The 13,415-nt window shown below is 71.4% G+C and carries 14 protein-coding genes; 7 read left to right on the top strand and 7 right to left on the bottom strand.

The genetic code is table 11. The features are described 5' to 3' along the window. The first annotated feature begins 8 nt into the window (after positions 1-8). The 6 genes from K8625_RS40140 (at position 9) to K8625_RS40115 (ending at position 6,943) form a co-directional block, all read left to right on the top strand. Positions 9-1,685 (top strand): PAS domain-containing sensor histidine kinase, encoded by a 1,677-nt coding sequence (locus K8625_RS40140; RefSeq protein ID WP_223785675.1) that lies wholly within the window; start codon positions 9-11, stop codon positions 1,683-1,685. Beyond that, positions 1,682-3,025, top strand: coding sequence for a sigma-54 dependent transcriptional regulator (locus tag K8625_RS40135; RefSeq protein WP_141332964.1), 1,344 nt, complete (start codon positions 1,682-1,684; stop codon positions 3,023-3,025). The genes K8625_RS40140 and K8625_RS40135 overlap by 4 nt, the downstream gene beginning before the upstream one ends. 230 nt (positions 3,026-3,255) lie before the next feature. Continuing rightward, entirely contained in the window at positions 3,256-4,800 is a 1,545-nt protein-coding gene (locus K8625_RS40130) for a SulP family inorganic anion transporter (RefSeq protein WP_223745795.1), read from the top strand. Then, complete coding sequence (locus tag K8625_RS40125; RefSeq protein ID WP_223785674.1) at positions 4,797-5,552, top strand: carbonic anhydrase; 756 nt, start codon at positions 4,797-4,799, stop codon at positions 5,550-5,552. Before K8625_RS40130 ends, K8625_RS40125 begins: the two co-directional genes overlap by 4 nt. A 99-nt stretch (positions 5,553-5,651) precedes the next feature. Further along, on the top strand, positions 5,652-6,497 hold the full coding sequence (locus K8625_RS40120) for a sulfite exporter TauE/SafE family protein (protein WP_046714866.1): 846 nt from the start codon (positions 5,652-5,654) through the stop codon (positions 6,495-6,497). After that, a complete protein-coding gene (locus K8625_RS40115; protein ID WP_223745797.1) occupies positions 6,494-6,943 on the top strand; it encodes a DUF1634 domain-containing protein in 450 nt (149 codons plus the stop codon). Before K8625_RS40120 ends, K8625_RS40115 begins: the two co-directional genes overlap by 4 nt. Before the next feature lie 2 nt (positions 6,944-6,945). On the opposite strand, the gene K8625_RS40110 is transcribed toward K8625_RS40115, so the two are convergent. Genes K8625_RS40110 through K8625_RS40085 form a run of 6 tightly spaced genes read right to left on the bottom strand, consistent with a single transcriptional unit; the run spans position 6,946 to position 12,009 of the window. Further along, on the bottom strand, positions 6,946-7,449 hold the full coding sequence (locus tag K8625_RS40110; protein ID WP_223785673.1) for a histidine phosphatase family protein: 504 nt from the start codon (positions 7,447-7,449) through the stop codon (positions 6,946-6,948). A gap of 60 nt (positions 7,450-7,509) precedes the next feature. Then, positions 7,510-8,454 carry a metallophosphoesterase gene (locus tag K8625_RS40105; RefSeq protein WP_223785672.1) on the bottom strand — a complete coding sequence of 315 codons (945 nt, stop codon included), beginning with the start codon at positions 8,452-8,454 and terminating at the stop codon, positions 7,510-7,512. Positions 8,455-8,466: 12 nt separating this feature from the next. Next, entirely contained in the window at positions 8,467-9,822 is a 1,356-nt protein-coding gene (locus K8625_RS40100) for a cell wall metabolism sensor histidine kinase WalK (RefSeq protein WP_141327730.1), read from the bottom strand. Between the two features lie 20 nt (positions 9,823-9,842). Continuing rightward, positions 9,843-10,523, bottom strand: a complete 681-nt coding sequence (locus K8625_RS40095; RefSeq protein ID WP_046714861.1) for a response regulator — start codon at positions 10,521-10,523, stop codon at positions 9,843-9,845. Between the two features lie 56 nt (positions 10,524-10,579). Continuing rightward, positions 10,580-11,089 carry a hypothetical protein gene (locus tag K8625_RS40090; protein ID WP_223745800.1) on the bottom strand — a complete coding sequence of 170 codons (510 nt, stop codon included), beginning with the start codon at positions 11,087-11,089 and terminating at the stop codon, positions 10,580-10,582. Next, a complete protein-coding gene (locus K8625_RS40085; protein ID WP_223745801.1) occupies positions 11,086-12,009 on the bottom strand; it encodes a lipopolysaccharide assembly protein LapB in 924 nt (307 codons plus the stop codon). Before K8625_RS40085 ends, K8625_RS40090 begins: the two co-directional genes overlap by 4 nt. Before the next feature lie 164 nt (positions 12,010-12,173). On the opposite strand from K8625_RS40085, the gene K8625_RS40080 reads away from it, so the two are divergent. After that, positions 12,174-12,776, top strand: a complete 603-nt coding sequence (locus K8625_RS40080; RefSeq protein WP_141327738.1) for a DUF177 domain-containing protein — start codon at positions 12,174-12,176, stop codon at positions 12,774-12,776. A 138-nt stretch (positions 12,777-12,914) separates the two neighbouring features. On the opposite strand, the gene rpmF is transcribed toward K8625_RS40080, so the two are convergent. Continuing rightward, positions 12,915-13,103: a 50S ribosomal protein L32 gene (rpmF, locus tag K8625_RS40075; RefSeq protein WP_046714857.1), complete on the bottom strand. Its 189-nt coding sequence runs from the start codon at positions 13,101-13,103 to the stop codon at positions 12,915-12,917. Between the last annotated feature and the right edge of the window lie 312 nt (positions 13,104-13,415).

The raw sequence follows: 13,415 nt of genomic DNA, 5'->3' as shown, positions 1-13,415 counted from the left end.
AGCACGCCATGACCCCGCCCGAACCGCCTCCCGCGCCACCCTCCACCGCGCCCCTGCGCCACCTGCCGGTGCCCACGCTGACGCCCACGCCGGGGCAGCTGGCGCAGGAGCAGCGGCGGGGGGGCCGCTCGGCGCTCCTGGGGCTGGGCCTGGTGGGCGTGGTGGCGCTGACGAGCCCCGTCCTCGGCTACCTCGAGGATGTGGACAACGCGCGGGAGGAGCTGCTCGGCCACCTGTCCAACCAGGCCCGGGTGCAGGCGGACGCGCTGGGGGTCCACCTGCTGCTGCTGGAGGCGGAGCTGGCGCGCGTCGCGGGCCATCCCATGCTGCTGCCCGAGGACGGCGCGTCCCCGGCGGAGCAGGCGCTGCTCGACAGCGCCTTCTACCACTCGTCGCTCTTCTCGGAGGGCGTGGCGCTGCTGGGCCCCAAGGGGGAGCGCGTGTGGAGCGACCCGCCCGGCATGTCCCTGGGCGCGACACCCATCACCCGCAGGCCCTGGTTCCAGCGCATGGTGGAGAGGAAGGCGCCCACCATCGACCTGCTGGAGGGCGAGGGCGGCCCGCTGGTGGTGGCGGTGCCCATGATGAGCGAAGGCCAGCTCAAGGGGGTGCTGCTCGGCGAGGTGCGCACGGAGGCTTTGCCCACGCGCGCCACGGAGGAGACGGCGCTGTTCCTGATGGACGCGCGCGGGCGGCTGCTGCTGCCGTCGGCGACCTTCAGCCACGCGGAGGACTTCTCGCAGTCGCTGCGCGCCCTGGCGAAGGCGCCCGGGCCGCTGATGCTGGAGGGCACCCGGCTGATGGGGGCCGCGGCGTGGGTGGGACGCAGCGAGCTGCTCTTGGTGGTGCTCGAGGAGGAGCAGTCCGCCACCGCGGGCCTGCGCTCGCGCTTCCTGCGCCAGCTCGCCTTCCACATCGCGCTGCTCACCTGCACGCTGGGCCTGTTCCTCGTCCTGCTGCGTCACTCCTACCGCTCGCTGCTCGCGGCGGAGGAGCGGCTGCGTCGTCAGGAGACCATGGCGGCGCTGGGCACGGCGGCCGCGCTCATCGCCCACGAGGTGAAGAACGCGCTCAACGGCATCCAGGCGGCGCTGTCGGTCTTGAGGACCACGCCCGCGGGCAGCGAGCTGCCCGTCATCGGCCTGCGCTCGCAGGTGGAGCGGCTGGGGCACCTGGCGCGCTCGCTCTTGTCGTTCGGCGCGCCGCGTGCCGCGCTGCGCCGCAGCTGCGAGCTGCATCTGTTGGTGGGCGAGGCGCTGCAGTCGGTGCGCATGCTGCCGGAGTCGGAGACGGTGGAGCTGCGCACGTCGCTGGAGGAGCATCTCACGGTGCAGGGGGACGCGGCGCTGCTGGTGTCCGCCGTGGACAACCTGGTGCGCAACGCGGTGGAGGCGGGCGCGGTGGCGAAGGACACGGGCCTGCGCCCCTCGCCGTGGGTGTCGGTGAGCCTGTCGCGCGAGGGCCCGGAGGCGGTGCTGGTGGTGGAGGACAACGCGGGCGGGGTGGACCCCCGGCTGGAGCCCCGGCTGTGGGAGCCCTTCGCCACCGGACGGGCCAAGGGCGTGGGCCTGGGGTTGCCCATGGCGCGCACGTCCGTGGAGGCACATGGTGGAAGCCTGACCTATACCCGCCGTCCACAGGGCAGCCTCTTCACGCTGCGGTTGCCCCTGGAGCGCACCTCATGAGCACCCATCTGTTGCTGGTGGATGACGACCGGACCTTCGCCTCGCTGGCGGCCACCGTGCTGCGTCACGAGGGCTTCCGCGTGACGCTGGCGCACTCGCTCCATGACGCGCGCGCGGCGCTCGCCCGGCAGGCCCCCGAGGTGGTGGTGCTCGACAGGCGCCTGCCGGACGGGGACGGCATCGACTTCCTGCCGGAGCTGCGCGCGCAGTTCCCGGACACGGCGGTGATGATGGTGACGGCGCACGGCGACATCGCCAGCGCGGTGGACGCCATCAAGCAGGGCGCGCGCGACTACCTGTCCAAGCCCGTGGAGCTGGACGACCTGGTGCTGCGCGCGCGCAGGGCCGCGCAGGACCTGCAACTGCACGAGCGGCTGCGCCAGGCGGAGAGCGAGCTGGGCGGGCGGCGTCGGCTCTTGCGTCCGCGCGCGCCGGCCATGGTGGAGGCGCTGCAGATGATCGAGCGCATCGCCACCGCGCCGCGCAGCCCGGTGCTCATCACCGGCGAGACGGGCGCGGGCAAGGAGGTGCTCGCGCGCCACCTGCACAACGTGCAGGGCGGGCAGGGGCCCTTCGTGCACGTCAACTGCGCGGCGCTGCCGTCGGCGCTGGTGGAGAGCGAGCTGTTCGGCCACGAGCGGGGCGCCTTCACCGACGCGCGCGCGGCCCGGCGCGGGCTGGTGGAGGTGGCCGACGGCGGCATCCTCTTCCTCGACGAGATTGGCGAATTGCCGCTGAGCCTGCAGGCCAAGCTGCTCACGTTCCTGGACCAGGGCGCCTTCCGGCGGCTGGGCGGGACGACGGAGCTGACGAGCAACGCGCGCGTGGTGACGGCCACCAACCGCGACCTCACGCGCGAGGTGGCCGAGGGGCGCTTCCGCGAGGACCTCTACTTCCGGCTCAGCGTCTTCCGCGTGGAGATTCCGCCCCTGCGCGAGCGGCGCGAGGACGTGCTGCCGCTGGCGGAGTCGCTCCTGGTGGAGCTGTGCGCGGAGCTGGGGCGCAGGCCGGTGGACTTCTCCAGCGCGGCGAAGGCCCGCCTGGAGCGCTACCGCTTCCCGGGCAACGTGCGCGAGCTTCGCAACGTGCTCGAGCGCGCGCTGGTGCTCGAGTCCGGCCCCGCGCTGGAGCTCCAGGCGCTGGAGCCCCGCGGCAACCAGGGCCCCGCCGCGGTGGACCCGGACGCCTTCGTCGTCTCCGGCGGCCCCCGCACGCTCGACGAGGTGGAGCGGCTCTACGTGAAGCACGTGCTGGGCAGGCTGGAGGGCCGCCGCATGGAGGCCGCCAAGGCCCTGGGCCTGTCGTATCCCACCTTCCTGCGCAAGCTCGAGGAGTCCTGAGCCGCCGTCCCACGGCGGCCGCCCGGGGCAGGGGACTTCAAGTTCCTTGCTCAAGTTTCTTGAAGTCGGCCCCCGGCCACTGAAGTTTCCTTTCATCGCCCGCCCTCCCTTGATGGGGGATTCGCATGTGAATCCAAGGGGTTGGTGCGTGGCACATTCATTGCCATGACGCGCCGCGAGACTCAGCGTGCGCCACCCCCGGTGGCGTCTTCTCGTGGAGGTGTATGGCGATGTCGACGAGTCATGGGAACGCTGGCTCGGCCTGGAAGAACCTGGCCGCTGACCTGCCCGCTTCCTTGGTGGTGTTCCTGGTGGCGTTGCCGTTGTGCATGGGCATCGCCCTGGCCTCCGGTGCGCCGATCGTGTCGGGCCTCATCGCCGGCGTGGTGGGCGGCGTGGTGGTGGGCCTCTTGGGCGGCGCGCCGATGCAGGTGAGCGGCCCCGCCGCCGGCCTGGCGGTGATGGTGTTCGGCTTCATCCAGACCATGGGCCTGGCGATGACGTGCGCCGCGGTGGCCGCCGCGGGCCTGCTGCAGATGGCCTTTGGTGGGCTGAAGGTGGCGCGCGCGGCGCTGGCCATCTCCCCCGCGGTGATTCACGGGATGCTGGCCGGTATCGGCATCCTCATCGTGCTGGGGCAGATCCACATCGTGCTGGGCGGCAGTCCCCAGTCGAGCGCCTGGCAGAACATCAAGGAGCTGCCCGAGCAGCTCATCGGGCTGCACGGCCCGGCCGCGCTGCTGGGCCTGGTCACCATCGGGTTGATGGTGGTGTGGCCGTTCATCGGCAAGGGCAAGCTGAAGCTGGTGCCCGCGCCGCTGGTGGCGGTGGTGGGCGCGACGGCGGTCTCGGTGTTCTGGGGCGCGGACGTGGCGCGCGTGCAGCTGCCGGAGAACGTGTTCAGCAGCATCCAGCTGCCGGCGCTGCCCGCGGCGGGAAGCTGGGGCACGTTCATCGCGGCGGTGCTGTCGCTGGCGCTGGTGGCGAGCGCGGAGTCGCTCCTGTGCGCGGTGGCCACGGACAAGATGCACACGGGCCCCCGGGCCAACCTGGACAAGGAGCTGTTCGCGCAGGGCGTGGCGAACACGGTGTCGGGTCTCATCGGCGGCCTGCCGATCACCGGCGTCATCGTGCGCAGCGCGGCCAACCTCGCCGCGGGCGCGAAGTCGCGCTGGTCGGCCGTCATGCACGGCCTGTGGCTCCTGCTCTTCGTCACCACGCTCGGCTCGGTGGCGGGCCTGGTGCCGCTGACGGTGCTGGCCGGTCTGCTCGTCGTCGTCGGCACCAAGCTGGTCAACCTGCACCACATCCGCGAGCTGCAGAAGCGCGGCGAGGTGCTCGTGTACGCGGTGACGGTGGCGGGCGTCGTCGGCATCAACCTGCTGGCGGGCATCGGCCTGGGATTGCTGGTGGCCATCCTGCGGTTGTTGTGGCGGCTGGGCAGCGTGAAGGTGGACGTGAAGCAGGTGCAGGACGAGTACCTCGTCCAGGTGTCCGGCTCGCTCACCTTCGTGGGTGTCCCCCGTCTGTCCATGGCGCTGGCGCAGGTGCCCGCGGGGAGCAAGGTCCGCGTGGACCTGGCCGTGGATACGCTGGACCACTCGGGCTTCGAGGCCATCGAAAGCTGGAGTGACACGCATCGCAAGACGGGCGGCTCGGTCGTCATGGAGTCGCTCGAGGAGGTCTGGGTCCGCAGCGGGACGTCCAAGACCTCGAGTCCTGTCCTGGGTCACCAGGTTCCCAACAACACTCTCGCCTCAGAAGGTGCCCGATGAAGAAGCTCATTCGTGGTCTCTTGGACTTCCAGCTCAAGAGCCGGCCCGCCTACCGGGACGTGTTCGCCAGGCTGGCGAAGGGTCAGTCTCCGGATTGTCTCTTCATCTCCTGCTCGGACAGCCGGCTGGTGCCCAACCTCATGGTGTCCACGGACCCCGGCGACCTGTTCGTCGTGCGCAACGTGGGCAACATGGTGCCCGCGTCGGACGCGCAGGGCGTCTCCACGGGCGACCAGTCCGAGGCCGCGGCGCTGGAGTTCTCCATCGCCAACCTGGAGGTCCAGGACGTGGTCATCTGCGGCCACTCGAGCTGCGGCGCCATGAAGGCGCTGCTCGCGGGCGGTCAGGTGCCCGGCGCGCCGAACCTGTCGGCGTGGCTTTCGCACGGCAACGAGTCGCTCAAGACGTTCAAGGCCGGCAGCAAGCTGGGGGAGGACCTTCCGGACTACGACCGCCTCTCGCAGCTCAACGTGCTCCAGCAGTTGGAGCACGTGGCCTCCTACCCGCTCGTGAAGGAGCGCGTGGCGGCGGGCAAGCTGCGGCTGCACGGCTGGTGGTTCGACATCGCCAACGCGCAGGTGCACGTGTGGCGTCCGGCGCACGGCCGCTTCATCCCCATGACGGAGCTGGTGGGGGAGGCGCTCCTGCGCGAGCTGGGCGGCGACGCGCTGACCCCCGGCGAGGGCGCGGCGGCGAACCAGTCCAACGGCGCGGGCGCGGTGCACCTGTCGGCCGTGGCCAGCGGCCACTAGTCGTCTCGTAGCAAGCAGGCAAGGGGCACGGCCCGTTTCGGGCCGTGACTCCTGATTGGAATTCGGGCGGAGGAGAGGAAGGATGCGGGCCGGCGCCGCATGACACCCTTCCTCTTCACGTTCGTCGTCCTCGCCTTCTCCGTGGGGGCGGGCCTGTTGGGCTCGCTGCTGGGGATTGGCGGCGGGCTCATCCTCATCCCCGTGCTGACGCTGCTGTTGAAGGTGGACATCCACTACGCGGTGGGTGCGTCCATCGTCTCCGTCATCGCCACGTCCAGCGGCGCCGCGGCTGCGTACGTGCGCGAGCGGATGGCCAACCTGCGCGTGGCCATGTTCCTGGAATTGGCCACCACGGCGGGCGCGCTCACCGGGGCCTTCCTGTCGGGTCGGGTGGGCGGGCGCGGGGTATACCTGGTCTTCGGCGCCGTCATGGCGTACTCGGCGCTGGTGATGCTGCGCCGGCTGAAGTCGGGCGCGGTGCCCACCGAGGTGCCCGAGGACGCGCTCGCGGACCGGCTGGGGCTGCACGGCAGCTACTTCGACGAGTCGCTGGGGCGCGAGGTGGGCTACCGCGTCACCCGGCCCGTGGCGGGGCTGGGGCTGATGTACGTGGCCGGCACGGTGAGCGGCATGCTGGGCATCGGCTCGGGCGCGCTGAAGGTGCCGGCCATGGACCTGACGATGCGGCTGCCGCTGAAGGTGTCCACGGCGACGAGCAACTTCATGATTGGCGTCACGGCGGCGGCCAGTGCGGGCGTGTACTTCGCGCGAGGCCACATCGACCCGTTCATCGCGGGGCCTGTGTGCGTGGGCGTCACGTTGGGCGCGTGGCTGGGCTCGCGGCACCTGATGGCCCGGGTGAATGCCGCGTGGCTGCGCGCGCTCTTCGTGGGCGTGTTGCTGTGGGTGGCCTTCGAGATGTTGCGCAAGGGGTGGACGTCATGAGCGAGCCTTCGTCGAACGAGCCCCGCGTGGAGGTCCGAGCGGTGGTGGTGCCTCCCGCGGGGGACGCCCCGCTGAGCGCGGAGTTGCTCATCAGTGACCTGCTGCGCTACGGCGTGCTCGCCAGCATGGCGTTGGTGACGCTGGGCACGGTGGTGACGTTCTTGCGCCACCCCGACTACCTGGTGTCGTCGGAGGCGCTGGAGCGGCTCACCGCGCCGCACCCGGTGCCGCATGGGCTGGCGGACGTGGTGGCCGGCGCCCTGGCCGCGCGCGGGCAGTCCTTCGTGATGGCGGGCCTGCTGGTGATGATGGCCGTGCCGGTGATGCGCGTGGCGCTGTCGCTGCTCATCTTCCGGCAGCAGAAGGACCGGCTCTACGTGGCCATCACCACGTGCGTGCTGACGCTGCTGCTGGTGTCCTTCCTGGTGGGCGCGGCGGAGGGCTGACGTCAGCCTTCCGCGTCGTAGCGCTTGAGCGAGCGGCCCGGCGCGGCCCACCACACGAGCTGGTAGCCGCCGTCGTCGGCGAGGGCGCGCAGGGCCACCGCGGTGCCCTTGCGCAGCTTGTCGGGGGCGCGGGTGTCGTCGCCCAGCGCGAGCGCGAGCGCCTTCTCCAGCGAGGGGTTGTGGCCCACCAGCGCGAAGCCCGGGCCCAGCGTGTGGGCGAGCTTCAGGATGCGGCGCGCCGCGCCCTTCCTCGGCAGGAGCGCGGGGTGGACGTCCACCTGGGCCAGGCCCAGGGCCTCGGCGAGCAGCTCCGCCGTCTGGACGGCGCGCACCAGGGGGCTGGTGATGATGCCGCGCAGCGGCGTGAGGCGGGCGAGCTTGCGCGCGTGCTGGCGGAACAGGGCGCGGCCCTCGGGGGTGAGCGCGCGGGCCTCGTCGCCCAGCACGTGGGCCTCCTCGGCTTCGGCGTGGCGGACGAGCAGCAGGGGCAGTTCGCGAGGGGACATGGTGGCCTGCCCTCAACCACCCGGCGCGCCCCGACTCAAGCAACGCCCTGGCGACAAATCTCAGCCGTCCAGGTCGTTCAACACATCCAGCGGCAGCGGCGTCGCGTCCGTGACGGTGCCGTCCATGTCCGTGGGCAGGGAGGTGGGGTCGACCTCCGGGGGCGCCCGGCCCTCCAGCGGCACCGCCGCGTTGCGGATGGGCGCGCCCGGCGGGGGCCGCAGCACGGGGCCCGGAGGCGGCAGGCCGGAGTGGCGGCGCGCGGCCTCCATCAGCGCGTGGTGGTGGCGGTAGCGTGCCTCCACCAGCTTGTGGATGAGCAGCGGCCCGCCCGGCACGCGGCGCGCGGTGAGCGCCTGGGTGGCCTTGCGCACCGGGTAGCGCACGCGGCGGATCTGCACGCGCCAGCCCTTGGGCGTGTACGTGAAGACGCCGTAGGCGGGGCGCAAATCCCCGTCACGGGGGATGCCCGCGCTGGCCACGTCCGCGATGAGCATGCGGCCCACGCGGCGGCGGTAGGGGAAGTGCAGGTGGCCGAAGGCGCACGCGGCCGCGTCCAGGTGGGCGAAGAAGCGGCGCACCGCCACGTCATCCAGCGTGGGGTCCAGCGACTCCTCGAGGTTGCGCGGGTTGGCGTGGCACACGAAGAGGTCCTGCCCCTTGCGCGGCGTGTAGCGCACGGAGAAGGGCAGGGCGCCCAGCTTGCGCAGGTGCTCCTCGCCCAACTGCTCCCGCGTCCAGCGCAACAGCTCCGTCTTCCAGTGGTCCCGCTCCCGGTACGCACCCCCCAGGTAGTTCCCGGCGAGGTAGCAGTCCGTGTTCCCCATCAGCACGGAGTCGCAGCGGTCGAAGATGAGGTCCACCGTCTCGCGAGGGTGCGCGCCGCGCAGCGCCAGGTCTCCGGCCGCGACGATGAAGTCGGGCGCCACCGAGCGCTCGATGTCCTCCAGCACGGCCTCGCAGGCGGGGAGGTTGCCGTGAATGTCCGCGAGGATGGCGACCCGCATGGTCGCGCCATCCTATCCCGTCGCAGACCGCGCGGGGGCCGCCTGGGGCAGAAAAATGGTGAAGGTGCTGCCCTCGTTCGGTTGGCTCTCGACCTTGACCTCGCCGTCCATGGCCTGGAGCAGGTGTTTCACGATGGAGAGCCCCAGCCCCGTGCCGCCCATGTCCCGGCTGCGACCCTTGTCCACCCGGTAGAAGCGCTCGAAGATTCGCGACAGGTGGCGCGGCTCGATGCCCACCCCCGTGTCCCGCACCCGCACCACGCACCGCCCGTCCTCGCACGCTCCGTCCACGTCCACCCGCCCGCCCGCCGGCGTGTACTTCACCGCGTTGTCGAGGAGGTTGAGCAGCACCTGCTCCACCGCGCGCGGGTCTCCCACCGCCCGCAGGCCCGCCGGGACGTGGAGTGAAACCACGTGGCCCTTGCCCTCGGCCTTCAGGCGCACCGTGTCGGCGGCCCGGGCGGCGGCCTCGGCGAGCGAGACTTCCCCGAGTTTCAGGTTCACCTCGCGCGACTCCAGCCGTGACAGCTCCAGCAGGTCCTCCACCAGCTCGGAGAGGCGCTCGGACTGACGGTGGATGATTTCCACCATGCGTGGGGCCATCTTCGCGTCCCCGAGCGCGCCGCCCTGGAGCGTCTCGGCGTAGCCGCGGATGGCGGTGATGGGCGTGCGCAGCTCGTGGGACACGTTGGCGACGAAGTCCTTGCGCACCTTCTCCAGCCGGCGCAGCTCGGTGACGTCGTGGAAGACGGCGGCGCTGCCCGGCAGGTCCTTGCCCAGCGGCGTCACCCGGATGGACAGCGTGCGGGGGAACAGCCCCTCGAGCGACAGCTCCAGGTGACGGGAGGCGCCCTCGCGGCAGGCGCGCATGACGGCGTCATGGAGCTGGTCGTCGCGCAGGATGGCCAGGGGGCGCTGGCCGACGAGGGACGCGCCGGGCTGGAGGATGCCGCGCAGGGCGTCGTTGTGGCGCACCACCGTGCCCTCGGCGTCCGTCACCCAGACGCCCTCGGCCATGCTGTCCAGCACGGCGGTGAGCGTGCGCGTCTCCTGGCTCAGCTCGGTGTTGCGCGCGGACAGGCGCGCGTGCAGCGAGTCGATGGCGCCCTCCAGGCTCGCCACCTCCTCCAGCCGGTCCGGGTCCGGCGTGGGCCCGTTGCCGCCCTCGGCGCGGCCGCGCGTGCTGCGCTCCAGCCGGTCCAGCTGGCGCTGCAGCGCGCCTCGGCTGAGCCCCAGCGCCATGAGCGAGCCGGCCAGGGTGATGAGCGCCACCGGCACCGCGCCGCTCGGCGTCCCGAGCGAGGCCACGAGCAGGCCCACCACCGTGGCGGGCAGGAGCAGGGGGAGCAGCGTGTAGCGCAGGGGCATGGCGCGTGGGGGCTCGTCGGCTACGGAGGGCTGAGCTTGTAGCCCACGCCGCGCACCGTCTCGATGATGTCACCGGCGGGGCCGAGCTTCTCGCGCAGCCGCTTGATGTGCGTGTCCACGGTGCGGGTGTGGATCTCGGCCTGGATGCCCCAGACGTCGGACAGGAGCACCTCGCGCGTCTGCACGCGATCGCTTCGCTCCAAGAGCGTGCGCAGCAGGCGGAACTCCAGCGCGGTGAGGATGACCTCCTCGTTCTTCACGCGCACCTGGTGGCGGGAGGTGTCCAGGAGGATGTCGCCCGCGGCGAGCACCTGCGCGGGCCCCTCGTCGGCGTCGCCCCGGCGCAGCACCGCCTTGACGCGCAGGAGCAGCTCGCGCACGGAGAAGGGCTTCACCACGTAGTCGTCCGCGCCCAGCTCCAGGCCCTGCACGCGGTCGGACTCCTGGCCCTTGGCGCTGACGATGATGACGGACGTCTTGCGCAGCTCCGGGTCCTGCTTGAGCATCCGCAGCACCTCGCCGCCCGCGATGTCCGGCAGCATGAGGTCCAGCAGCAGCAGGTCCGGCGGGTTGGCGCGCGCGCGGGCCAGGCCCCCGGCGCCCGTGTTGGCGGACTCGGTCTCGAAGCCGGCGGCCCGCAGGTTGTATTCGACGAGGCCGGCGAGGTCCTGCTCGTCCTCGATGATCAGGATTCGCGTCATGGCGTCCTCTTAAGGCGGTGGGCGGCGCTGTGCCCGGAGCGTGGGCGCACGGCTGCTCAGGGGGCGATGCTCGGGTCGCAGGACTGCTCGGTCAGCACCAGCGGCGCGGCGAGCACCGGCGCGTTGTTCCCGGAGTTGACCACCTGCAGGTAGTTGCAGGAGCTGCCCAGGAAGCGCGAGGGCGAGCCCACGGCGATGGCCTCGATGACGAGCGCGTAGTCGCGCCCCACCGGCACGTCCACCTCGAGCGCCTGGCTGCCGCCGTTCTCCAGGGCGGCCATGTCCACGGTGAAGCGCAGCGCGCGGCCCTCGTTGCCGCGCGAGTCCTCCAGCATCACGAGGTCCTCGCGCTTCACCTGCGTGTTGAGGCAGGTGCGCTGCAGCTCCGTGCAGCTTCGGCCCGAGCCGTTCTTGAGCACGCTCACCTGGAGCGCGTGGACCTCGTTGGCCACCGCGCGCGACATCGTCACGTCCAGCGGGAAGCGGCCGGCGTGGGAGGAGGGGGCATCACCGCACGCGAAGAGCAGGGCGGCGAGCGGCAGGACGTTCAGGAGGCGCAGGCTCATGGCTGGGAGGGGTCCACGCGGATGGTGATGGGGACGCGGCCGCGATCTTCCGACGAGGTGAGGGCGACGACGCCCGCGGTGCCGCCGATGGCCACCGCGCCCACGGCCACCCAGAGCCAGGGGCTCTTGTACCAGGGGCGGCCCTCGGAGGCCTCGGCGGCCGTGGCCGTGGCCTTCTCGGGGGCGACCTGGAAGAGCAGCGGCTGGAACGAGTCACCGCGGCCGGCGAGCCGGCGCTGCGCCGCGTCCACCACCTCGAAGTAGTACTCGACCTCGTAGGGCTCGGGCTCCACGGGCACGTCGTAGGCGGGGACGACGGCGCGGAAGCGCTCCTTCTCGCCGCGGTCCTTCACGAAGTCGACGGAGTTGTACGCCTGGCCTCCGGCGCGTCGGTAGAACAGCCGCGCGCGGGCGCCGAGCGCCAGCTCCTGGATGGTGGCCTCCACGACGATGGGCTCTCCGCCGCGCGGGTCCGGAATCGGGTCCACGTCCAGGGTGACGGGGCGCACGCGCCGGCTGCGGATGTCCTCCTTGATGCGCGCGTAGAGCGAGCGCAGCTTGGGCGGCGCCGTGCGAGGCAGCTCGTAGTCGGGACGGGCCTGGAGCAGCTTCTCGTAGGCCTCGCGCGCCTGGTGCTCGTCGCCCAGGTAGAGCGCCGTGAGGCCGAGCAGGCGGTAGAGCTCCACCAGCTGGTCGTCCGTCACATCCGGCGCGTCCAGCCCTTCCTGGAGCGTGCGTCGGGCCTCCTCGAACTCACCGTCGTCGATCTGCTCGCGCGCGCGGTCGATTTGAGGGCTGGTGGGGCCGAGCTGTGAGAGGACGGGCGCGGGGAAGAGCGGACGGGCCAACCCGGGGGGCGCCAGGAGGCCCACGACGAGAAAGAGCGCCCCCACCCGCGACGGCGAATCATGCCTGTGCATCAAACCGACCCTAGCAAAGCGTTGTCTGGAGGATCCACGAAGGCCACTCCACCGGTGGTGACGGCGGCGTGACATCTTCGCGGTGCTGTGGAACCCGGGCGTGTTGACGCTGGAGGGTCCGCCTTCTATGTTGCCCGCCCCATTTTGACCGGGAAGTCGCGTAAATGCTCGTAAAGGTTGAACAAATTCATGAGTCCGGGCTGAAGCTGGACGAGCCCATCGCGCAGGAGCTGCTGAGCGCCGCGCTGGACGGCGAGTCGTCTGGCCAGGAGACCGGCTTCCGAGCGACGCGGGCCTCCCAGCTCAAGGCGTCGCTGCGCAAGGTGAGCGGCGGCGTGCTGCTGGAGGGGAAGTTCACCGCCCAGCTGACGGCCCCCTGCAAGCGCTGCCTGAAGGACGTGGAGCTGGCCCTGCCCGTGTCCTTCACCCTGAACCTGGTGCCCGAGTCGCTGGCCCGCGGCGACGACTTCAAGGACGACGACGAGAAGTCCATGGAGAAGAAGGAGCGGCAGCAGGGCGAGACGGGCGGCTCGTTCGAGCTGGACGACGCCGACCAGGAGCTCTTCGATGGGAAGACCATCCACCTGGACCCCATCCTCCGCGAGCAGCTGCTGCTGGCGCTGCCGATGAACCTCGTCTGCAAGGAGGACTGCAAGGGCCTGTGCTCGCAGTGCGGCACCAACCTCAACGAGGCGACGTGCCAGTGCGACACCCGGCCGGTGGACCCGCGGCTGGCGAAGCTCAAGGACATCAAGCTCAACAACTGAAGTTTGGATGATTGCTCACGGCCCCGCGCGGTTGGCGGGGTCGTGAAAAGAGCAAGGGCCGCGACCTCCGGAAGCAGGAGGCGCGGCCCTTCGCACTGAAGCGACGCTCCCGGGAAAGGGAGCGTCAGTGAGGCAGACTCAGGCCTCGGCCTGGGGCAGCAGCTCGCGGCCCTTGTACTGGCCACAGGACGTGCAGGCGCGGTGAGGCATCACCGGCTCCTTGCAGTTCGGGCACTTGGTCACCTGCACCGCGGTGCGCAGGTTGTTGTTCGCCGCACGACGGCGGTCACGACGCATCTTGGAAGTACGCTTCTTGGGGACGCCCACGGCTCACCTCTGTCTCACGCGCTGTGCCGGGGTCCCCGGCTCCCTGCGCAACATGTCGGTCCAACGCCGGGCTGGAAGCGGTCGAGATCAACTCGCGTACTCCCCGTCCGGCATGAAAGGCGGCGGACCCTAGCGGCTCACAAGGTCCGAGTCAATGAGCGTGTATGGCTTGGATCCATCATCCAGACCTCGGCGCTCGAAGGCCACCCCGGGGCCAGATATCCCATGGGGCGCGTCGGGACAACGCTCGTGACGCCCAGCCCATTCTGCGCCACCGCGTGGATCATCCCCGGAGCCCTGGAGCCGCGGATC

Origin of the sequence: Myxococcus sp. AS-1-15 (genome assembly GCF_020037055.1) — a bacterium.
Lineage (GTDB): Bacteria > Myxococcota > Myxococcia > Myxococcales > Myxococcaceae > Myxococcus > Myxococcus fulvus.
The sequence above is the reverse complement of the archived record's forward strand: the minus strand, read 5'-3'. Positions and strand labels throughout refer to the sequence as shown.